Annotated in this window: 22 protein-coding genes and 2 other annotated features; all 22 genes read right to left on the reverse strand. The window is 41.1% G+C overall.

Annotated features, from left to right (window positions below; genetic code table 11):
• Positions 1 to 4: 4 nt before the first annotated feature.
• Complete coding sequence (gene rpsG / locus ACFX4L_RS14625; protein ID WP_048677878.1) at positions 5 to 475, reverse strand: 30S ribosomal protein S7; 471 nt, start codon at positions 473 to 475, stop codon at positions 5 to 7.
• A 41-nt stretch (positions 476 to 516) separates the two neighbouring features.
• Positions 517 to 939 carry a 30S ribosomal protein S12 gene (rpsL, locus tag ACFX4L_RS14630; protein WP_061440379.1) on the reverse strand — a complete coding sequence of 141 codons (423 nt, stop codon included), beginning with the start codon at positions 937 to 939 and terminating at the stop codon, positions 517 to 519.
• 104 nt (positions 940 to 1,043) lie between these two features.
• Positions 1,044 to 1,292: a 50S ribosomal protein L7ae-like protein gene (locus ACFX4L_RS14635; protein ID WP_034305040.1), complete on the reverse strand. Its 249-nt coding sequence runs from the start codon at positions 1,290 to 1,292 to the stop codon at positions 1,044 to 1,046.
• Between the two features lie 286 nt (positions 1,293 to 1,578).
• Entirely contained in the window at positions 1,579 to 5,178 is a 3,600-nt protein-coding gene (gene rpoC, locus ACFX4L_RS14640) for a DNA-directed RNA polymerase subunit beta' (RefSeq protein ID WP_061440378.1), read from the reverse strand.
• A gap of 184 nt (positions 5,179 to 5,362) precedes the next feature.
• Positions 5,363 to 8,932, reverse strand: a complete 3,570-nt coding sequence (rpoB, locus tag ACFX4L_RS14645; protein ID WP_125162621.1) for a DNA-directed RNA polymerase subunit beta — start codon at positions 8,930 to 8,932, stop codon at positions 5,363 to 5,365.
• 238 nt (positions 8,933 to 9,170) lie between these two features.
• Entirely contained in the window at positions 9,171 to 9,776 is a 606-nt protein-coding gene (locus tag ACFX4L_RS14650) for a class I SAM-dependent methyltransferase (protein ID WP_061465931.1), read from the reverse strand.
• A 188-nt stretch (positions 9,777 to 9,964) separates the two neighbouring features.
• Positions 9,965 to 10,324: a 50S ribosomal protein L7/L12 gene (rplL, locus tag ACFX4L_RS14655; RefSeq protein WP_053349071.1), complete on the reverse strand. Its 360-nt coding sequence runs from the start codon at positions 10,322 to 10,324 to the stop codon at positions 9,965 to 9,967.
• Positions 10,325 to 10,387: 63 nt separating this feature from the next.
• Positions 10,388 to 10,888 (reverse strand): 50S ribosomal protein L10, encoded by a 501-nt coding sequence (gene rplJ / locus ACFX4L_RS14660; RefSeq protein ID WP_377405513.1) that lies wholly within the window; start codon positions 10,886 to 10,888, stop codon positions 10,388 to 10,390.
• Between the two features lie 39 nt (positions 10,889 to 10,927).
• Positions 10,928 to 11,078 (reverse strand) — a sequence feature (ribosomal protein L10 leader region).
• A 46-nt stretch (positions 11,079 to 11,124) separates the two neighbouring features.
• Positions 11,125 to 11,820, reverse strand: coding sequence for a 50S ribosomal protein L1 (gene rplA / locus ACFX4L_RS14665; RefSeq protein WP_061440375.1), 696 nt, complete (start codon positions 11,818 to 11,820; stop codon positions 11,125 to 11,127).
• 104 nt (positions 11,821 to 11,924) lie between these two features.
• The gene (rplK, locus tag ACFX4L_RS14670) at positions 11,925 to 12,350 is read right to left on the reverse strand and encodes a 50S ribosomal protein L11 (RefSeq protein ID WP_034305057.1); all 426 of its coding nucleotides are present in this window, start codon (positions 12,348 to 12,350) and stop codon (positions 11,925 to 11,927) included.
• 174 nt (positions 12,351 to 12,524) lie between these two features.
• The gene (gene nusG / locus ACFX4L_RS14675; RefSeq protein ID WP_061440374.1) at positions 12,525 to 13,058 is read right to left on the reverse strand and encodes a transcription termination/antitermination protein NusG; all 534 of its coding nucleotides are present in this window, start codon (positions 13,056 to 13,058) and stop codon (positions 12,525 to 12,527) included.
• 258 nt (positions 13,059 to 13,316) lie between these two features.
• A complete protein-coding gene (secE, locus tag ACFX4L_RS14680; RefSeq protein WP_061440373.1) occupies positions 13,317 to 13,499 on the reverse strand; it encodes a preprotein translocase subunit SecE in 183 nt (60 codons plus the stop codon).
• A gap of 50 nt (positions 13,500 to 13,549) precedes the next feature.
• On the reverse strand, positions 13,550 to 13,699 hold the full coding sequence (rpmG, locus tag ACFX4L_RS14685) for a 50S ribosomal protein L33 (RefSeq protein WP_081108654.1): 150 nt from the start codon (positions 13,697 to 13,699) through the stop codon (positions 13,550 to 13,552).
• A gap of 185 nt (positions 13,700 to 13,884) precedes the next feature.
• The gene (sigH, locus tag ACFX4L_RS14690) at positions 13,885 to 14,517 is read right to left on the reverse strand and encodes an RNA polymerase sporulation sigma factor SigH (RefSeq protein ID WP_089364078.1); all 633 of its coding nucleotides are present in this window, start codon (positions 14,515 to 14,517) and stop codon (positions 13,885 to 13,887) included.
• 85 nt (positions 14,518 to 14,602) lie between these two features.
• A complete protein-coding gene (locus tag ACFX4L_RS14695) occupies positions 14,603 to 15,112 on the reverse strand; it encodes an NYN domain-containing protein (RefSeq protein WP_061440371.1) in 510 nt (169 codons plus the stop codon).
• 4 nt (positions 15,113 to 15,116) lie between these two features.
• Positions 15,117 to 15,860, reverse strand: a complete 744-nt coding sequence (rlmB, locus tag ACFX4L_RS14700; RefSeq protein ID WP_061440370.1) for a 23S rRNA (guanosine(2251)-2'-O)-methyltransferase RlmB — start codon at positions 15,858 to 15,860, stop codon at positions 15,117 to 15,119.
• A complete protein-coding gene (locus ACFX4L_RS14705; protein WP_377405515.1) occupies positions 15,857 to 16,279 on the reverse strand; it encodes a Mini-ribonuclease 3 in 423 nt (140 codons plus the stop codon). Before ACFX4L_RS14705 ends, rlmB begins: the two co-directional genes overlap by 4 nt.
• 3 nt (positions 16,280 to 16,282) lie before the next feature.
• The gene (gene cysS, locus ACFX4L_RS14710; protein WP_377405517.1) at positions 16,283 to 17,680 is read right to left on the reverse strand and encodes a cysteine--tRNA ligase; all 1,398 of its coding nucleotides are present in this window, start codon (positions 17,678 to 17,680) and stop codon (positions 16,283 to 16,285) included.
• Between the two features lies 1 nt (position 17,681).
• Positions 17,682 to 18,332: a serine O-acetyltransferase gene (gene cysE / locus ACFX4L_RS14715; RefSeq protein ID WP_061440368.1), complete on the reverse strand. Its 651-nt coding sequence runs from the start codon at positions 18,330 to 18,332 to the stop codon at positions 17,682 to 17,684.
• Between the two features lie 80 nt (positions 18,333 to 18,412).
• Positions 18,413 to 18,662 (reverse strand) — a binding site (T-box leader).
• Positions 18,663 to 18,704: 42 nt separating this feature from the next.
• Positions 18,705 to 20,162 (reverse strand): glutamate--tRNA ligase, encoded by a 1,458-nt coding sequence (gltX, locus tag ACFX4L_RS14720; protein ID WP_377405519.1) that lies wholly within the window; start codon positions 20,160 to 20,162, stop codon positions 18,705 to 18,707.
• A 90-nt stretch (positions 20,163 to 20,252) separates the two neighbouring features.
• Complete coding sequence (ispF, locus tag ACFX4L_RS14725) at positions 20,253 to 20,732, reverse strand: 2-C-methyl-D-erythritol 2,4-cyclodiphosphate synthase (protein WP_061440365.1); 480 nt, start codon at positions 20,730 to 20,732, stop codon at positions 20,253 to 20,255.
• A 17-nt stretch (positions 20,733 to 20,749) separates the two neighbouring features.
• Positions 20,750 to 21,433, reverse strand: a complete 684-nt coding sequence (gene ispD, locus ACFX4L_RS14730; RefSeq protein ID WP_089364066.1) for a 2-C-methyl-D-erythritol 4-phosphate cytidylyltransferase — start codon at positions 21,431 to 21,433, stop codon at positions 20,750 to 20,752.
• Between the last annotated feature and the right edge of the window lie 20 nt (positions 21,434 to 21,453).

The following is a 21,453-nucleotide window of genomic DNA, read 5'->3' on the forward strand; positions in this document are numbered from 1 at the left end:
GATCTTACCAGCGATAATGAGCGAATGCTTTGTTAGCTTCAGCCATTTTGTGTGTATCTTCACGTTTCTTAACTGCTGCTCCAGTATTGTTAGCAGCATCCATGATTTCATAAGCTAGACGCTCTTCCATCGTTTTTTCCCCACGAAGGCGAGAATAGTTTACTAACCAACGAAGTCCTAGAGTCGATTTACGGTCTGGACGCACCTCAACTGGTACTTGGTAGTTAGCTCCACCCACACGGCGTGCTTTTACTTCTAATACAGGCATGATGTTTTTAAGTGCTTGATCGAAAACTTCGATCGGCTCATTGCCAGTACGTTCTTTGATTAAATCAAATGCAGAGTAAAGAATTTTTTGTGATTTACCTCTTTGTCCATCAACCATTAATTTGTTGATTAAGCGAGTCACAAGTTTTGAATTATAAATCGGATCTGGTAATACATCTCTTTTCGTTACAGGTCCTTTACGAGGCATTATATTTCCTCCTTTCAAGAAAGTTTAATTTTTGTTTGAGATTATTTTTTTGCTGCTTTCGGACGCTTAGTACCGTATTTAGAACGGCCTTGCATACGATTGTTAACTCCAGCAGTATCAAGAGCACCACGTACGATATGATAACGTACCCCTGGTAAATCTTTTACACGACCGCCACGGATAAGAACCACGCTGTGTTCTTGTAGGTTGTGACCGATACCTGGGATATAAGCTGTTACCTCGATACCGTTTGTTAAACGTACACGCGCATATTTACGTAACGCGGAGTTTGGTTTTTTCGGTGTCATAGTACCCACACGAGTGCAAACACCACGTTTTTGCGGAGATGATACGTTAGTTTGTGCTTTTTTAAAGCTGTTGTAGCCTTTGTTAAGTGCTGGAGATTTTGATTTAACCTCTTTAGACTCGCGTCCTTTACGCACTAATTGATTAATAGTAGGCATTACATTTTTCCTCCCTTCACGTTTTCATTTCTAGTACCACACATCCAGGTGGTTCATAAATGGGTAAAAACAAAGTCTTTGCAAATATAATTGCAAAAACATTTTTACTTTTTAATGGCAACAGTTGCTGCTCCGACATCAATACCACATGCTTTGCCAAGCATTCTCATCGAATCAACATATGTGATAGGAACATCCAATTCTTTAGCGGTCTCAACGACACGCCCAGTCAAGTATATATCTGCATCATCAGCGATGATAACTTCTTGAATTAAATTGTTTTTAAGAGCTCTAACTGCTTGTTTCGTCCCTATAATCACTGACTTTGCCTGTATTACTTTTTCATAAGACATGGTCCATATCCTCCAAAGTTACAGGGTAACATAGGAGCACCTTTGCTATAGTATCATTAATAGTCGGATACTGTCAACTTCTTTCAAAAAATAATTCTAGCAAAAGGTTTTCCTTACATAATTCCATTACTATTTTCACTATGTCTAAAGGGAAAATATTGGTCCTCATACGGCTTCAGTCAGCCATGAGTAATAAGAGAGACCAGCTCAATAAATTCTGAGCCTTCAGCTCCAAGAATCCAGGAGTTCGTTTTCAGTTTTACTTATTGAGCTGGTCCTTTTTCTTTTAATCCACTGTTACTGTATCGGCACTTTCATCACTTACAACGACCGGGTTTGCTTTTCTGTATCGAAGCATTCCTGTTCCTGCAGGGACTAGTTTACCGATGATGACATTCTCTTTAAGTCCTAGCAATTCATCACGTTTTCCTTTTATTGCTGCATCAGTCAAGACTCTAGTTGTTTCTTGGAATGAAGCGGCGGACAAGAAGGAATCCGTTTCTAGTGATGCTTTTGTGATACCTAGTAGTACAGGGCGTCCTGTAGCTGGTAATTTGTTAGTCAGCAATGCATCAGTGTTTGCTGTAGTAAACTGGTTAACATCCAATAATGTTCCTGGAAGCACTTCAGTTTCACCTGCGTCAAGTACACGGACTTTACGCATCATTTGTCTAACCATTACCTCGATGTGTTTATCACCGATTTCAACCCCTTGCATCCGGTATACTTTTTGAACTTCATGAAGCAGGTATTCCTGCACAGTAAGTACATCTGTAACCTTCAGCAACTCTTTCGGATCGATAGAACCCTCTGTCAGCTCTTCACCGCGACGGACAGGAGTATCAACAGTTACTCTTAAGCGCGCTGTGTACGGTGCAGTATATGTGCGTGATTCAACTGCTCCTTGAACAACGATTTCCTGTTGTTTATCCCGAATTTCGTTAATCGAAACGACCGTTCCTTCGATTTCGGAAATGACAGCTTGACCTTTAGGGTTTCTCGCTTCAAATATTTCTTGGATACGAGGAAGACCTTGAGTGATATCGTCTCCAGCAACCCCACCAGTATGGAATGTACGCATCGTTAACTGTGTACCAGGTTCACCGATTGATTGAGCGGCAATAATACCGACTGCTTCGCCCACTTCAACTTCTTGACCCGTAGCCAGGTTGCGTCCATAACATTTTTTACATACACCATGGCTGGTGTTACATGTAAAGGCAGAACGGATCCATGCTGTTTCAATTCCAAGTGATTCAATATAGTTCGCAAGATCTTCAGTAATAAGGTCGTTTTCAGCCACGATTACTTCATTTGTTTCCGGATGTCTGATCGCTTTTCTTGCATAACGGCCAATTAGGCGCTCTTCAAGATGCTCAATTATTTCAGTACCCTCTCTCAAGGCTGAAATTTTCAAGCCGCGGTCCGTTCCACAATCGTCATCACGGATGATGACATCTTGGGCAACGTCAACAAGTCGACGAGTAAGGTAACCGGAATCGGCTGTTTTAAGTGCTGTATCGGCAAGACCTTTACGCGCACCATGTGTGGAGATGAAATACTCCAACACTGTTAAACCTTCACGGAAACTTGATTTGATCGGTAATTCAATGATACGTCCAGCCGGGTTGGCCATCAAACCACGCATACCAGCAAGCTGCGTAAAGTTAGAAGCATTACCACGGGCACCGGAGTCACTCATCATGAAGATCGGGTTGCGTCGGTCCAGTGAGTCCATAAGTTTGGACTGGATGGTATCCTTGGCAGCACTCCAAATTGAGATAACACGATCATAACGCTCATCTTCTGTGATTAGACCACGTCTGAATTGTTTTAAGACGTTATCCACTTTTGTTTGAGCCTCAGAGATGATTTCTTGTTTTTCTTTTAAAACGACAATATCAGCCACACCAACGGTAATACCAGCTTTTGTCGAATATTTGAATCCAAGATCTTTCATCCGGTCAAGCATTTTGGATGTCTCGGTAATTTTAAACCGTTTAAAGACCTCCGCAATGATGTTTCCAAGAATTTTTTTCTTGAATGGATCAATAGCAGGTTGAGCCTTAATCAATTCAGGGATATTAGCGCCCTTTTCCACAAAATATTTCTCTGGAGTTTTCGTTTCCAGATTGTATCGTGTTGGTTCGTTAATATACGGGAATGATTTTGGTAAAATTTCATTGAAGATCAATTTACCGACAGTGGTAATTAGAAGTTGGCTGTTTTGCTCTTCAGTGAATGTTTCATTATTTAGTGAAGATGCATGTACGGCACAACGGGAATGCAAGTGTACATATCCGTTTTGGTATGCGAGTAATGCTTCACTTGTATCTTTAAAGATCATACCCTCACCGATAGCGCCTTCTCTTTCCAAAGTTAAGTAATAGTTACCTAATACCATATCTTGAGAAGGTGTTACGACAGGTTTACCATCTTTAGGGTTCAAAATGTTCTGTGCTGCAAGCATAAGCATACGTGCTTCAGCTTGGGCTTCAGAAGATAAAGGAACGTGTACCGCCATTTGGTCACCGTCAAAGTCAGCGTTGTAAGCTGTACACACGAGCGGATGCAAACGAATTGCGCGACCTTCGACCAACGTTGGTTCAAAAGCTTGGATACCAAGTCTATGAAGAGTCGGTGCACGGTTCAATAGTACTGGATGTTCTCTAATTACTTCTTCTAGCACATCCCAAATTTCAGGAGATAAACGTTCAATTTTACGTTTAGCAGATTTGATGTTATGCGCTAAACCTCTTTGAACAAGCTCCTTCATAACGAATGGTTTGAATAATTCAATCGCCATTTCTTTCGGAAGACCGCATTGGTACATCTTTAAGTTTGGTCCGACTACGATAACGGAACGACCAGAATAATCAACACGTTTACCAAGAAGGTTTTGACGGAAACGACCTTGTTTACCTTTTAACATGTGAGATAAAGATTTTAACGGACGGTTACCAGGTCCAGTTACCGGACGGCCGCGACGGCCATTATCGATAAGAGCATCGACGGCTTCTTGCAGCATACGCTTCTCGTTTTGAACGATAATGCTTGGCGCTCCAAGGTCAAGTAATCTTTTCAACCGATTATTACGGTTGATAACACGGCGATATAAATCATTTAAATCAGATGTGGCAAAACGTCCACCATCAAGTTGAACCATAGGACGAAGTTCCGGTGGAATGACCGGAAGCACGTCGAGGATCATCCATGATGGCTCATTTCCGGAGTTACGGAATGCTTCAAGAACTTCCAAGCGTTTGATTGCACGGGTTCTGCGTTGTCCTTGAGCTGTTTTAAGCTCCTCTTTCAACGACTCTACTTCCTTTTCCGTATCAATATCTTGTAAAAGTTTTTTAATAGCTTCCGCACCCATGGCAGCTTGGAACTTCTTACCGTATTTTTCACGGTATGTACGATATTCCTTTTCAGAAAGAAGCTGTTTCTTTTCTAAAGTTGTATCGCCTGTTTCAGTTACTACGTAAGATGCAAAGTAAATAACTTCTTCCAATGCCCGTGGAGACATGTCAAGAACAAGTCCCATACGGCTAGGGATTCCTTTAAAATACCATATGTGTGAAACCGGAGCTGCCAGCTCAATATGACCCATACGCTCACGACGTACCTTAGCACGAGTGACTTCAACGCCACAACGGTCACAGACTACACCTTTATAACGAACACGTTTATATTTTCCACAATGACATTCCCAGTCCTTTTGAGGACCAAAAATTCTCTCACAGAATAAACCGTCTTTTTCTGGCTTTAACGTACGATAGTTGATTGTTTCTGGTTTTTTAACTTCTCCATGGGACCAAGAACGAATCTTGTCTGGTGAAGCAAGACCAATTTTCATATACTCAAAATTATTAACGTCTAACAAGGGGCCTACCTCCCTTTTAATCTCCAGGTTTAACCCTTGATTGCCGTCAAGTATCAGGCAATCATACACCGGATGATGGTTGATTGAATCAATAAGGCTCTAACAAGGCAGCATGATCTTCAAAGAAACATCTTGCTGCCAGTCAGAGCGGGTAATATATAACTAGATATGTTTATATTTGATTTTATTCTTTGACAGGTGCCCCTACTTCGGAAGCAACCATATCTTTAGTTTCTGAATCAAGGCTTAACTTGTCTGCTTGGTTGGCTTCTTCTTCATCTTCCAAATCTCGCATTTCGATTTCACGATCTTCGGCATTAAGAATTTTAACATCCAATCCTAAACTTTGAAGCTCCTTAATCAATACTTTAAAGGACTCAGGAACACCTGGTTCAGGGACATTTTCACCTTTGACAATCGCTTCGTACGTTTTAACACGACCAACGACATCATCTGATTTAACGGTTAAGATTTCTTGTAATGTATAAGCAGCACCATAAGCTTCAAGTGCCCATACTTCCATCTCACCAAAACGCTGTCCACCAAATTGCGCTTTACCACCAAGTGGTTGCTGCGTAACAAGGGAGTAAGGCCCAGTTGAACGTGCATGAAGTTTATCGTCGACCATATGTGCCAGTTTGATCATATACATGACACCAACGGATACACGGTTATCGAATGCTTCACCTGAACGGCCATCATAAAGGACAGTTTTTGCATCACGGGACATCCCGGCTTCTTCAATCGTACCCCAAACATCTTCCTCAGTAGCACCATCAAATACAGGAGATGCTACATGAATGCCAAGTGCGCGTGCAGCCATACCTAAGTGAAGCTCCAACACCTGACCGATGTTCATACGTGAAGGTACACCCAATGGGTTTAACATGATGTCGACTGGAGTGCCATCTGGTAAATAAGGCATATCTTCCTCAGGAAGGATCCTGGAGATTACCCCTTTATTACCATGTCGTCCAGCCATTTTATCGCCTTCATGGATTTTACGTTTTTGTACAATATATACACGTGCAAGTTGGTTTACACCAGGAGGAAGTTCATCGCCATCTTCTCTGTTAAATACTTTAACATCAAGAACGATTCCACCGCCGCCGTGAGGTACACGAAGTGATGTATCTCTTACTTCACGTGCTTTTTCACCGAAGATTGCATGTAATAAACGTTCCTCAGCAGTCAATTCCGTTACACCTTTAGGCGTGACTTTACCAACTAGAAGGTCTCCGTCTTTTACTTCTGCACCAACACGGATAATTCCGCGCTCATCAAGATTACGAAGCGCATCTTCCCCTACATTAGGGATATCACGGGTGATTTCTTCAGGCCCTAATTTTGTATCGCGTGATTCAGATTCATATTCTTCAATATGAATAGAAGTGTACACATCATCTTTAACCAATCGTTCGCTCATGATGATGGCATCTTCATAGTTATATCCATCCCATGTCATGAAGGCAACCAATACGTTACGTCCAAGTGCTAACTCACCTTTTTCCATTGAAGGACCATCAGCAAGAATCTCACCTTTTACAACGTTGTCGCCAACACTTACGATAGGGCGTTGATTATAGCACGTTCCTTGGTTAGAACGAATGAATTTTAATAGACGGTATTTATCAAGATTTCCTTTTACTTGCTGTCCGTCAACTTCACTTACCCTACGTACCCATACTTCACGTGATTCAACGTGCTCTACGATACCAGGGTGTTTACAGATGACAGCAGCACCGGAGTCTTTCGCTGAAACATATTCCATACCCGTTCCGACTCGAGGGGCTTCCGGTTGCAGCAAAGGCACTGCTTGACGTTGCATGTTCGCTCCCATAAGGGCACGGTTGGAGTCATCATTTTCCAAGAAAGGAATACATGCTGTCGCAGCAGATACAACCTGTTTAGGAGATACATCCATGTAATCTACGCGGTCACGCGGAACAACGGTATTTTCACCGCGGAAACGTGCAACAACGTCATTATCAAGGAATGACCCGTCATCTGATAGACGCACATTCGCTTGGGCAACTACATAATTATCTTCCTCATCAGCTGTTAAGTAATCGATTTGGCTTGTAATTTTGCCTGTTTCGGGATCCACACGGCGATATGGTGTTTCAATAAAGCCATATGGGTTAACCTTAGCAAAACTGGATAATGAGTTAATCAAACCAATATTTGGTCCCTCAGGCGTTTCAATCGGACACATGCGGCCATAGTGGGAATAATGAACGTCACGTACTTCAAAGCCCGCACGCTCACGTGTCAAACCACCAGGTCCCAATGCAGATAGACGACGTTTATGCGTCAATTCAGCCAACGGGTTCGTTTGATCCATGAATTGGGAAAGCTGTGAGCTTCCAAAGAACTCTTTAATTGATGCAATTACTGGGCGAATGTTAATTAGTTGCTGCGGAGTAATTGTATTCGTATCCTGAATAGACATTCTTTCACGAACGACACGCTCCATACGGGATAAACCAATTCTAAATTGGTTTTGCAGCAATTCACCAACGGAACGCAGACGACGGTTACCTAAATGGTCAATGTCATCCGTGATTCCCACACCATGCAATAAGTTAAAGAAATAACTAATGGAAGAAATGATATCAGCTGGAGTAATGTTTTTGACCTGGTCGGTCACATAGGCATTACCGATGATATTGATTACTTTTTCGCCTTCAGCATCATTTGGTGCAAACACTTTAATAGGTTGAAGAAGAGTTTCTTCTTCTACTACACCACCTGATGGATGGAATGTTTTGAATCCGATTCCAGCTTCGATATGAGGCAGGATCCTATCAAGAGTCCGACGATCAAGCATTGTACCTTTTTCCACGATGATTTCTCCTGTTTCAGGATCAATCAAGGTCTCTGCAATACGCTGTCCGAATAAACGGTTCTTAATATGCAGTTTTTTGTTTATTTTATAACGACCTACATTTGCTAAATCATAACGTTTTGGATCAAAAAAGCGGGATACTAAAAGACTTTTCGCGTTATCGACAGTAGGTGGTTCACCTGGGCGTAGACGCTCATAGATTTCTAGCAATGCTTTTTCTACACTCTCGGTGTTATCCTTTTCAAGAGTGTTGCGAAGGTATTCGTTGTCTCCAATCAAATCAATGATTTCTTGATCTGTTCCGAATCCAAGGGCACGCATCAATACCGTGATAGGCAATTTCCTGGTGCGATCGATTCGAACATACACAACATCCTTGGCGTCTGTTTCATATTCAAGCCATGCACCACGGTTAGGAATAACGGTCGCAGAGAATCCAAGCTTACCGTTTTTATCCATTTTCCCATTGTAGTAAACACTCGGTGAGCGCACTAATTGGGATACAATTACCCGTTCAGCACCATTGATTACAAATGTACCTGTTTCAGTCATCAGCGGGAAGTCGCCCATAAATACATCCTGGTCTTTCACTTCCCCTGTTTCTTTGTTAACAAGGCGCACTTTCACTCGAAGCGGTGCAGAATACGTAACATCGCGTTCTTTTGTTTCTTCTACAGAATACTTCGGCTCAGCTAAGCTGTAATCGATGAATTCTAACGATAAATTACCTGTAAAATCCTCAATAGGAGAAATATCCTGGAACATTTCCTTTAAACCTACATCTAGAAACCATTGATAAGAAGCTGTTTGAATTTCAATCAGATTCGGAAGATCCAAAACCTCACTAATTCTTGCATAACTTCTACGTTGGCGGTGTCGTCCATACTGAACAAGTTGACCTGTCAACTGATTCACCCCTTAAATCAAGCGTTATAAGGATCCAATTGCCTCGGAAAAGGAATCATTTCCATAGACAAAAAGAAAATGGTTTTTATTTTAAAAACCACTATTTCTCATAAAACGAACTATTATTTATATATTTTTCCCATATTATCCATTGGTTATACACCAATGGTATAAAAATTGCATAGTTACGGAATTATATATATGCATTTTATAATACTAACATAGCGAAAATTTAGAGTCAAACCTTTTTGGATAATAGTATATAGTAACCTTTTTTCTTAACGGGCACTTCAATATTTCCAAATAATTGCTCCATTTTATCCATAGCGGATGGAGCTCCTTGTTTTTTTTGAATGACAACCCATAATTCTCCACCAGCCACCAAACTGCGATAGCCTTCTTCTAAAATTTCGTGGACTACACTTTTGCCTGCGCGAATGGGAGGGTTCGTAAGAATTGCCGCGAATTGATTGGAGCCAACTTTGTCAAAACGATCACTTGCGTAAATCTTTACATTTGCAATCCCATTAGAAGCGGCATTCTCTTTTGACAATTCAACTGCCCGGCTATTTATATCAATCATTTCTATCGTTCTATCGGGATAAGCTGCCGCAATCGATATTCCGATTGGTCCATAACCGCAACCAACATCAAGAATATCTCCTTCCACAGCTTCATCTAGGTTAAAACTTTCAACCAAAAGACGCGATCCGAAATCAACTTCTTTTTTCGAAAAAACACCATTATCACTTTTGAAGCGAAAGGTACGTCCCTTTAATGTAAAATCCCAAAATTTCGGATTGCTTACGACATCCGGTTTATGTGAGTAGTAATGCTCTGTCAGAGTCATCTCCCCCTATCAGAAAGGAATATTGAAGATTTATTGAGAAGAGATTTGAAGAATGGATGCTTGCATGCCGGGATGTTTGACCAAACCCTTTTAATCAAACCATTAACGGCAAATTTCCGTCATTTTCTTTAAAATGAAGAAAAAAGCCCGCCAGTGATAGCGAGCTTTTTGTTTATGCAAGATTACTTAACTTCAACGCCAGCTCCAACTTCTTCAAGTTTAGCTTTAACTTCTTCAGCTTCTTCTTTAGAAGCGCCTTCTTTGATTGCTTTTGGAGTGTTGTCAACAAGTTCTTTTGCTTCTTTAAGTCCAAGACCTGTTACTTCACGTACAGCTTTGATAACTTTGATTTTTTGGTCTCCAGCAGATGTAAGGATTACATCAAACTCAGTTTGCTCTTCAGCAGCAGCGCCACCAGCAGCAGCTACAGCTACAGGTGCAGCAGCAGTTACGCCAAATTCTTCTTCGATTGCTTTTACAAGGTCGTTTAATTCTAAAACAGTCATGTTTTTAACTGCTTCTAAGATTTGATCTTTAGTCATTGTTATTTCCTCCTCGAAATGGTTGGTTTTTTTTTGAATCAATAGGCTAAATAAGCGGTTAGCTTACGCGCCTTGTTCTTCTTTTTGATCTGCAACTGCTTTTGTAGCAAGAGCAAGTCCGCGCATAGGTGCTTGTAGCACGCTGAGTAGCATTGAAAGTAGGCCTTCGCGTGAAGGTAGTTCTGCAAGAGCTTTAATTTCTTCTGCAGTTGCAACATTTCCTTCGATAACTCCAGCTTTGATTTCTAACGCTTCATGTTTTTTCGCAAAATCGTTAAGGATTTTTGCTGGCGCAATAACATCTTCATTTGAGAATGCAATTGCGTTTGGTCCTGTTAATGATTCGTTCAAAGCGCTAAGTTCAGCACTTTCAGCAGCACGACGAGTTAAAGAGTTTTTGTAAACCTTAAACTCAACGCCAGCTTCACGAAGTTGCTTACGAAGTTCTGTTAATTCAGCAACAGTCAATCCACGGTAGTCAACAACTACTGTTGATTGGCTTGCAGTTAATTTATCAGTAATCTCAGCAACGATTTTTTGCTTTTGTTCAATAATTGCGTTCATCCTTACACCTCCTGTAGATTTGCTTGAAAACATTTATACCGTTTCAAAGAAAAAGCCTTCATCTCTATTGCAGACATGAAGGCAGTAATTTCAAAAGTCATAGTCAAGGACTATTATTATCGAATTACCTCGGCAGGGAATTAAGCTCGAATGGAGCACCTACTGTCTACGGTACAAATGATATTCATTTATTCACAACAAAACTTATTATAACAATAATAGTTTTGGAATGTCAATTATTTATTGAAAGTAGAAGGATCAACTTTCACACCAGGGCCCATTGTAGTTGTTACAGAAACGTTTTTCATGTAAGTTCCTTTAGCAGCCGCAGGTTTAACTTTCATTAATGTATCATAGATAGTAGTGAAGTTTTCCACTAGTTTAGCATCCTCGAAAGATACTTTACCGATTGGAGCATGGATGTTTCCAGCTTTATCTACGCGGTATTCAACTTTACCAGCCTTGATTTCATTAACAGCTTTTGTTACGTCGAATGTTACTGTGCCAGTTTTAGGGTTAGGCATTAAACCTTTAGGTCCTAATACGCGGCCAAGTTTACCAACTTCACCCATCATGTCTGGAGTCGCAACGATTACATCGAATTCGAACCATCCTTGTTGGATTTTGTTGATGAAGTCAGATTCACCAACGTAGTCAGCACCAGCAGCTTCCGCTTCTTTTGCTTTTTCGCCTTTAGCGAATACTAATACGCGTTGAGTTTTACCAGTACCATTCGGTAGAACAACCGCTCCACGAATTTGTTGGTCAGCTTTCTTAGGGTCTACGCCTAAACGGAAAGCCACTTCAACAGTCGCATCGAATTTTGCGAAGTTTGCTTTTTTAGCAACTTCGATTGCTTCAGTTACAGCATAAGCCTTAGAAACTTCTACAAGCTTAGCTGCTTCAAGATACTTTTTACCTTTTTTCGCCATGATATAAATCCTCCTAAATTGTGGTTTTAACGGAATAACCTCCCACGAATAAAGGTTGCGAGTATCAATCGCAACCCCGTAGAAACAAATAGCAATTACATGGATCAGTCTTCGATGACAATACCCATGCTGCGAGCAGTACCTTCAACCATACGCATTGCAGCTTCAACGCTTGCAGCGTTTAGGTCAGGCATTTTAGTTTCAGCAATCTCGCGCACTTGATCACGCTTGACTGTAGCAACTTTATTACGGTTAGGTTCACCAGAACCAGACTCGATACCAGCTACTTTCTTAAGCAATACTGCAGCCGGTGGAGTTTTTGTAATGAATGTAAATGAACGGTCTTCAAATACCGTGATTTCAACAGGAATAATTAGACCAGCTTGATCTGCTGTACGAGCGTTGAACTCCTTACAGAATCCCATGATGTTTACACCAGCTTGACCTAATGCAGGACCGACTGGCGGTGCCGGATTCGCTTTACCAGCAGGAATTTGCAATTTAACCATTTTAATTACTTTTTTAGCCACGAGACACACCTCCTTATAAGTCCGTGATGTGGTAATAGGGGTATACCCTCCCACTCATCTTGAATTCTTTATATATTAATAAAGAATGCTTGTATCGTTGAGGCCTAAAAATTGAAACATACTGACCTTTGAAATTTTACCACTTTCAAAAGGTAATTTCAAGTTTTTTTCCGTTTATAATTTTTCCACTTGATTAAAATCAAGTTCAACCGGTGTATCACGGCCGAACATATTGACTAGGACCCTTACTTTACCTTTATCTTTATCAAGTTCTTCAATCGGCCCTGCAAAGGTTGCAAAAGGTCCTTCTTTAACTTGAACGGTTTCGCCGATTTCAAAATCAACTTCGAATTTACTTTCATCTACGCCCATTCGTTTAAGAACGACTTCAATTTCTTCCGGTAGCAACGCAGTCGGTTTTGACCCAGCTCCAGATGAACCTACGAAACCTGTTACACCAGGTGTATTCCGGACTACATACCAAGAATCATCCGTCATGATGATCTCAACTAATACATAACCTGGAAATACTTTCTTTTTGGTCACTTTCTTTTTGCCATCTTTCATTTCCGTTTCTTCTTCTTCTGGAACTACAACGCGAAAGATCTTATCTTCCATCCCCATAGTTTCCACACGTTTTTCCAAGTTAGCCTTAACTTTGTTCTCGTAACCTGAATAGGTGTGAACTACATACCAATTCTTTTCCATGTGTTAGGACTTTAAAGTCCTTCCCTCCCTGCAATCAATCATTTTCTTTATTAATCTTTATCTTTGAACGTTTTAGCCAAAAAGCCAATTCCGGCGTCATCCCGGCTTAACTAGAATATATTGTGATGATTCATATTACAGCAGTGCTCGATTTGGAACTTCTTCACTTCATAAAAAAGACAAATTAAAAAACCCGTTTCCGGGCTTTTCTGCTGACACATATTATTCTATCACTATTATACCTTATTTTCGAATCTCTTATTCAATAACTAGGCGAATTAATTCGGAAATGCCCAAATCGACCACTGTAAAGAAAAAAGCCATAAACAATACAGTCGTTACTACCACGATTGTATATTTGGTAAGCTCCTTGCGTTTCGGCCAGCTTACTTTTTGCATTTCGCGAGCGACACCGCTGAAAAATTCGGTAAAACGTTTCATGAATGTACCTCCAAGCATTAGAAGCTTCTGTCAATCTATTTATAAAACGGTTATTTCGTTTCTTTATGAATCGAGTGTGAGTTGCACGTACTGCAAAATTTCTTGATTTCCAGGCGTTCGCCGCTTGTCGATTGTTTGCTCTCATAACTATAATTTCTTGAACCGCAATCAATGCAGGCAAGAACTATTTTTTTTCGCATTAGATACACCTATCCTATCTACTATATCCATAAAACCTTATCACGGCTGTCTTTTATTGTCAATATCAAAGCAGGTTTAGCCCATTATGGATACCGGAAATCAAAATATCGGTTTCTAACATAGTGAATAATAAACTACCATGTGGAGAAGGGACAGATGAAATTAAGCGGAAAAAGCGGAGGGATTATAAACTGATTTCCCTTACTTCCAGATAGCGCTCGAGCTTTCTTTTCACCCGCTGAAGGGCGTTGTCGATTGACTTAACATGCCGGTTCAACTCTTCCGAAATTTCTTGGTAGGTTTGTCCATCCAGGTAAAGAGCTAACACTTTTCTCTCAAGATCACTCAGGAGCTCAGCCATCTTTAATTCGATATCGTCAAACTCTTCTTGGTTGATGATCAGTTCTTCCGGGTCCAAAACTTTCGTACCCGATATAATATCCATTAGAGTTCGGTCCGATTCCTCATCATAAATGGGTTTGTCCAGGGAAACATAGGAATTGAGCGGAATATGTTTTTGACGTGTTGCTGTTTTGATAGCTGTAATGATCTGCCTCGTAATGCACAGTTCTGCAAATGCTTTAAAGGAAGATAACTTATCCCCTTTAAAATCACGGACGGCTTTATATAAACCAATCATACCTTCTTGCACGATGTCTTCCTTATCTGCACCAATTAAGAAATAAGTCCTTGCCTTTGCTCTAACAAAATTACGATACTTTTGGATCAAATAATCCAGCGCTTCACTGTCTCCAGTGTGTACCAACCTTATCAATTCATCATCCTCAAACTGCAGATACTTTTCGTTCAGTTTCATTCCGAATTTGAGACCCACATTATATCCCCCTGACCTGACTCAGATAGAAATATTATACAGCAGGTAAAATTTACCCGTCAATGGTTCAAATTTTACCCCGGCGCCATTTTTCGAAAATTTCTGCCACTTCTTCACTTAAAGGAATTTTAGCTGCAGGTTTTATCGTCGTTGTTTTTCTTACATCTTTCTTGATTTCCCCTTGAATTTCTTCCATTTCAATAAGCAATTCACGAGCAGATTTCCTTAGAGCCCCTTGACCAAAGATCACCCACTGTTCCGTGAAGTCAGAGGTTGCCACTTGAATTTGCGTTTTGACGTTATTCAGTTCAATGGCCATCTTTTCTATTCTTTCATCGGCAGTCTCATTTTCTTTTGTAAAAATTACGTCAACTTTGTGATTTTTGAATATACGGGCAATTCCCTGAACGTATTGAGCATCAAATACGATAATTACACGGTATCCGGTAAATGCTTGATATTCCGCCATCATTTCAATCAACCGGTCTCTTGCAGCAGCAAGATCCCTTTCTTTTAATTCTCTCAGTTCCGGCCAGGCTCCAATAATGTTATAACCGTCCACCAACAGAATATTCATCCCATCATTGCCCTAGGGGATTTCTTTTTCTATAAACCTCATACATCAATAAACCGGCTGCTACCGATGCATTTAACGATGTTACTTGTCCTGCCATAGGGAGACGGATGAGAAAATCACATTTATCCTTCATTAACCGGGCCATACCTTTTCCTTCACTACCGATAACAAGTCCGATAGGCATCTTTCCGTCCATGTTACGGTAATCATCGCTTCCTTTCGCATCGGTACCTACTATCCATACTCCACGCTCTTTCAACTCTTCGACTGCCCTTGCCAAATTTGTAACGCGAGCTACCGGAATATATTCGATTGCACCCGTCGAGGCTTTGGCCACAGTTGCCGTCAAGCCCACCGCTCTTCTTTTCGGAATGATGATTCCATGGGCCCCGACTGCATCAGCGGTCCTCATGATTGAACCTAAATTATGCGGATCTTCAACTTCATCAAGAATCATGAAAAAAGGTGCTTCATCCCGTTCAGCCGCTTTTGCGAATAAGTCATCCAATTCCACATATTCATATGCAGCAACTTGTGCGACAACACCTTGATGGATGCCTTCTGCCATTTGGTCAATTTTTTTCTTCGGTACGATTTGCACGAATACCTTCTTTTCCTTAGCCAGACCGATGAGTGGAAGCATCGAGCCTTTTTGTGAGCCCTCAGCTATCCAAATTTTATTAATGTCCCGTTCGGAGCGAAGAGCTTCCAATACGGGGTTTCTGCCAATGATATATTCTTCGCTCATGGGTTACTCCCCTTTTCTTCTTCAATGTATTCAATAGATTTTTTGATAAGTTCTTCCATTCTTTCTATCCGACCGGATAAATACAAAAATCCCATTAGTGCCTCAAAGGCTGTACTGTAACGATACGTTTGCACATCTGTATTCTTCGGTACAGTACCGGATTTTGCATTTCGGCCGCGCCGAACGACGGCGGATTCCTCTTCCGATAACCAATCTGACTCCAGGAAAAAATGGATAATTTTATTTTGAGCCTTAGCCGTTACAAAAGATGTAGCTTTTTTGTGAAGAAGATTGGGCTTGACCGCTCCTTTTTGAATGAGATGATGCCGGATATACGTTTCGTATACGGCATCACCTATATAAGCTAAAGCAAGACTGTTCAGCATTTTAGCATCTACCTTACTATCGTAATGAAGCATTAATTACCCTCTTTTCCATCTTGTACCTTGAGGGGTATCCTCTAATATGATGTTCATGTTTTTCAATCGATCACGAATTTCATCAGATAACCCAAAATTGCGGTCTTTCCGCGCTTGAATCCTCTGCTGGATCAAACCTTCAATTTCTTCATCCAAAAGCCCCTCTTCTTCAAGGGACAAACCTAGGACAGAAAATAAGATATTGAATTTTTCAAGGAACGCATCAATGACTTCCCTGTCTGTATTTTTCTCCATCAAGTAATAATTTGCCTGTTTGGAAAGTTCAAAGAGTATGGAAATTGCATTAGCAGTGTTAAAATCATCGTCCATTTCCTTAGTGAATTGTTCATGTAATTCATTAAGTTTCTCCAACCAAACATCATTATTCTCAGTCAATCCGTCGCTTACTTGAAGACGATGCTTTAAGTTTTGATAAGATGTCCGTAACCGATCAAGAGACGCTTTTACATTTTCAAGCACTTCTTCACTATAATTGATGGGATGACGGTAATGAACGGATAACATGAAGAAGCGTAACACTTGTGGGTCATGCTTCTGAATGATGTCATGAACAAGAACGAAATTGCCTAAGGACTTAGACATTTTTTCATTCTCAATATTTATATACCCGTTATGCATCCAATAATTCGCAAAGGTCTTGCCTGTTAATGCTTCGGATTGTGCAATTTCATTTTCATGATGCGGGAAAGCTAGATCTTGACCTCCTGCATGAATATCGATTGTATCCCCCAAATACTTTTTGACCATTGCGGAGCACTCGATATGCCAGCCAGGACGCCCTCTCCCCCATGGGCTCTCCCAAGATATTTCATCATCCTTGGCCGCTTTCCAAAGGGCAAAATCAAGGGCATCTTGTTTTTTCTCCCCAATTTCAATACGGGCCCCCACTCGCAGCTCATCGATGGACTGATGTGAAAGTTTTCCATACCCATCAAACTTACGAGTGCGGTAATACACATCCCCTTCAGATTCATAAGCGAATCCTTTCTCAATTAATGCCGAGATGAATTCAATGATTGCATCCATGTTCTCCATTACGGTTGGGTGAGCATCCGCTTTTTTGCAGCCCAATGCCGAAACGTCTTCAAAATAAGCCTTGATGAATCGCTCTGATATGGTTGGGACATCTTCCCCCAATTCTTTTGCCGCACGAATCAGCTTATCATCCACATCCGTAAAGTTCGAAACGAATTGCACATCATATCCACGGTAATCCAAATACCTACGAACGGTGTCAAAAACGATTGCCGGTCTTGCATTCCCAATATGAATGTAATTGTAGACAGTGGGTCCACATACGTACATTTTCACCTTTCCCTCTTCAATTGGGACGAAGGTTTCCTTTTTTCTTGTAGCTGTGTTATATATTTTAATCGCCATATTATAGACTCCTTTCTTCCTGCTTCTGTTCAGCCAGCTTCGCTCTTAAGGACCTGATCTCGCTATCCAATTCCTTAAAGCGATCATTGATTGGATCAGGAAGATCACAATGATTTAGGTCTTTGTTGATTTTGATACCATCTTGAATGACCACTTTACCTGGAATGCCCACAACTGTTGAATTAGGTGGCACTTCCTTTAAAACGACTGATCCGGCACCGATTTTGGAGTTTTCACCAACAGTAATGGAACCCAGCACTTTTGCTCCTGTTGCAATCAACACATTATCCTTTATCGTAGGATGACGTTTTCCCTTTTCCTTTCCCGTCCCCCCTAGGGTTACACCCTGAAAGACAGACACATTGTCACCAATTTCACAAGTTTCGCCAATGACGATCCCCATTCCGTGGTCAATGAAGAAACGACGGCCAATGGTGGCCCCTGGATGGATTTCAATTCCGGTAAAAAACCGACTGATTTGAGATATACTTCTCGCCAGGAAAAAGAACTTCTTCTTAAATAGTGCGTGAGCCATCCTATGGCTCCAAATAGCATGTAAACCCGCATACGTCAAAATGACTTCGAAATAACTGCGTGCAGCAGGATCTTGATCAAAAACCACTTCGATATCCTCTTTAAACATCTTTAACAAAATGATTCCCCCCTATGTCCCTTTTCCAACATCCCCTTTGAAGCTTTTAAAGCATATAAAAAAGCGTCTCTGTCCAAATAGACAGAGACGCTTTTAGCGCGGTTCCACTCTGTTTGGGATGTACGAAGCAGGTAAAGCTTTCCCCTGTTTTTTTCATCCCCAACTTTAATCCCTGTAACGGAGGACATTCCGCCTGTGCCTACTATAGGTTAGTTCAGCAAAGGACTCAAGGGTGCATTTCAGAAAACGAGAGGCTTGAACCACTTTCAGCAGGTTATGGTTCTCTCTAAAAAGCTTCGTTTGCTTACTTCTCCCCATCTACGCGTTCTTTTGTAAGATTATTAAATACTATATTACATTTTCGACAAATTGTTAATATAAAATACTCTGAATTCGCTGTTTAATTTTTTCTTTGCCCAGTAATGAAATCGCCTTAGGCAAGTCAGGGCCATGTGTTTGACCCGTGACGGCAGCCCTTATCGGCATGAATAATTTTTTCCCTTTATGCCCTGTGCTTTTTTGTACCGCTTTTATCGACTTCTTGATTTCGTCCGCTTTAAATTCTTCAAGCCCCTCGATTTCCTGAAGGAAAGCTTTCATGACTTCAGGTACCTGTTCTTCAGCCAACACTTCCTTAGCTTCTGGCTCGAACTCGACCTCATCCTTGAAAAACAGTTCAGATAGCTCAACTATTTCCGCTCCATAGCTCATCTGCTCTTGAAAAAGGGAAACTAGGCCGTGTACCCACTCCGCTTCTTCAGCAGTTAGTGTCTCCGAAACCTTCCCTGCTTTAATTAAGTGAGGCATTGACAACTCCACTGCACGATCGCTTTCCAATTGCTTCACGTATTGGTTATTCATCCATGTAAGCTTTTGCTTATCGAAAAGTGCAGGTGATTTAGACAATCGATCTGCATCGAAAAGATTAATGAACTCTTCTTTCGTGAAAATCTCTTCCTCCCCGACCGGAGACCATCCTAGTAACGTAATGAAATTGAATAAAGCTTCAGGTACATAACCAAGCTCTTCATATTGCTCAATGAATTGAATGATCGACTCATCACGTTTACTCAGTTTCTTCCTGCTTTCGTTTACAATCAGCGTCATATGTCCGAATACCGGCGGTTCCCATCCAAATGCTTCATAAATCATCAATTGTTTTGGAGTATTGGAGATATGGTCATCACCACGCAGGACATGGGAAATCTTCATCAAGTGATCATCGACTGCCACTGCAAAGTTATAGGTTGGGATTCCATCTTTTTTAACGATAACAAAATCACCAAAACCATCTGTTTCAAACGAAACGTCATCCTTAACCATATCTTTGAAAGTAAGGACTTTCCCCGCTGGAACGGCAAAGCGAATGCTTGGTTTTCTTCCTTCAGCCACCAGTTTCGCTTGCTCTTCTTCAGTTAAATGCTTGCACTTCCCTGAATATTTTGGCGTTTCGTTCCGTTCGACCTGTCCTTCTCGCTCTGCTTCAAGCTCTTCTTCCGTACAATAGCATTTATAAGCCAAACCCTTACCTAAAAGTTCTTGATATAATTCCTGATAAAGGTCGTTCCGTTCGGATTGACGATATGGACCGTATTCACCGCCAACATCAACACCTTCATCCCAGTCCATTCCAAGCCATTTCAAATATTTAAGCTGACTTTCCTCGCCGCCTTCAATATTCCTCTTTTGGTCGGTATCTTCAATGCGGATGATGAACTTCCCGCCTTTATTTCGTGCGTATAAATAATTAAATAAAGCCGTCCGTGCATTACCTATATGTAAATGTCCAGTAGGACTCGGTGCATAGCGAACTCGAATATCGCTGCTCATGATATATATAGACCTCCCAGTCGTTCTTTTCTATTGTTTATTTTATCATTTATATACATTGGGATAAAGGCATCCACTCTAAAAATGAATTTAGTTAGATTTAACTAATAAGACAACAGCCTGTGCCGCGATTCCTTCGCTTCTGCCTGTAAACCCAAGTTTCTCAGTAGTGGTCGCCTTTACATTAATTCTATCTATCGAGGCATCTAAAAGTTCTGCAATCCTGCCTCGCATCGCTTCAATATATGGTGCCATTTTCGGGCTTTGTGCAATGATTGTACAATCCGCATTGCCTAGGGTATATCCTTCTTTTTTTACAATCGCCCAAATATACTGCAGCAGTTTTGCCGAATCGGCATCTTTAAATTCAGGATCCGTATCCGGAAAATGCTTTCCGATATCACCTGCACCAATTGCCCCCAAGCAAGCATCAGCAACAGTATGCAGAAGGACATCCGCATCAGAATGACCTAGCAAACCTTTCTCATGCGGAATAGTAATTCCTCCAATAATCAAAGGTCTTCCCTCAACAAGCTGATGAACGTCATATCCTTGTCCAATTCGAAACATATCATTCTCCCCAATCATCATTTTCCATGTTTTTTATGTAAAATCGCTTCTGCAAAATAAAGGTCTTCCTGAGTCGTAATTTTAATATTATCATAATTGCCCTCAATAATAACTACCTGTTCATTGATCCGTTCTAGCAAACTTGCATCGTCCGTCCCTAAAAATGCTTCAGCCTCTGCCTCTTCATACGCCCTTTTTAATATGGATACACGAAAAGCCTGTGGAGTTTGTACCGCCCACAAGCTTGATCGTTCCACCGTTTCCAATACCTTTTTGTTTGCCGCTTTTTTAATCGTATCCTTAACTGGCACTGCAATAACGGCACCTCCATGAAGGGAAGCGGCGGTAGTCAATTCACTGATTTGCCCTAGATCGATAAAAGGGCGAGCTCCGTCATGGACCAGGATGATTTCTTCTCCTGCATGTTGCAGACCATTATAAACGCTTTGTTGGCGCTCCTTGCCGCCCATGACGAGTTTCTTGACCTTTTTAAGCCCATACTTTGATATCAATTGACTGAAATAATCCTTTTCTGCCGGGTTTATCGAAAGGATAATCCCCCGACAGTCAGGATCTTCTTCGAAGACACGTAGTGTATAAACAATAATCGGGATACCCGATAGTTCAATAAAAAGTTTATTCTTGCCCGCCTTCATTCTTTTTCCTTGTCCAGCTGCAGGTATCACTACTTCATAAAACATGACGGTTTCTCCTACTCTTC

Origin of the sequence: Peribacillus sp. YIM B13482, assembly GCF_042787975.1 — a bacterium.
Classification (GTDB): domain Bacteria; phylum Bacillota; class Bacilli; order Bacillales; family DSM-1321; genus Peribacillus; species Peribacillus simplex_A.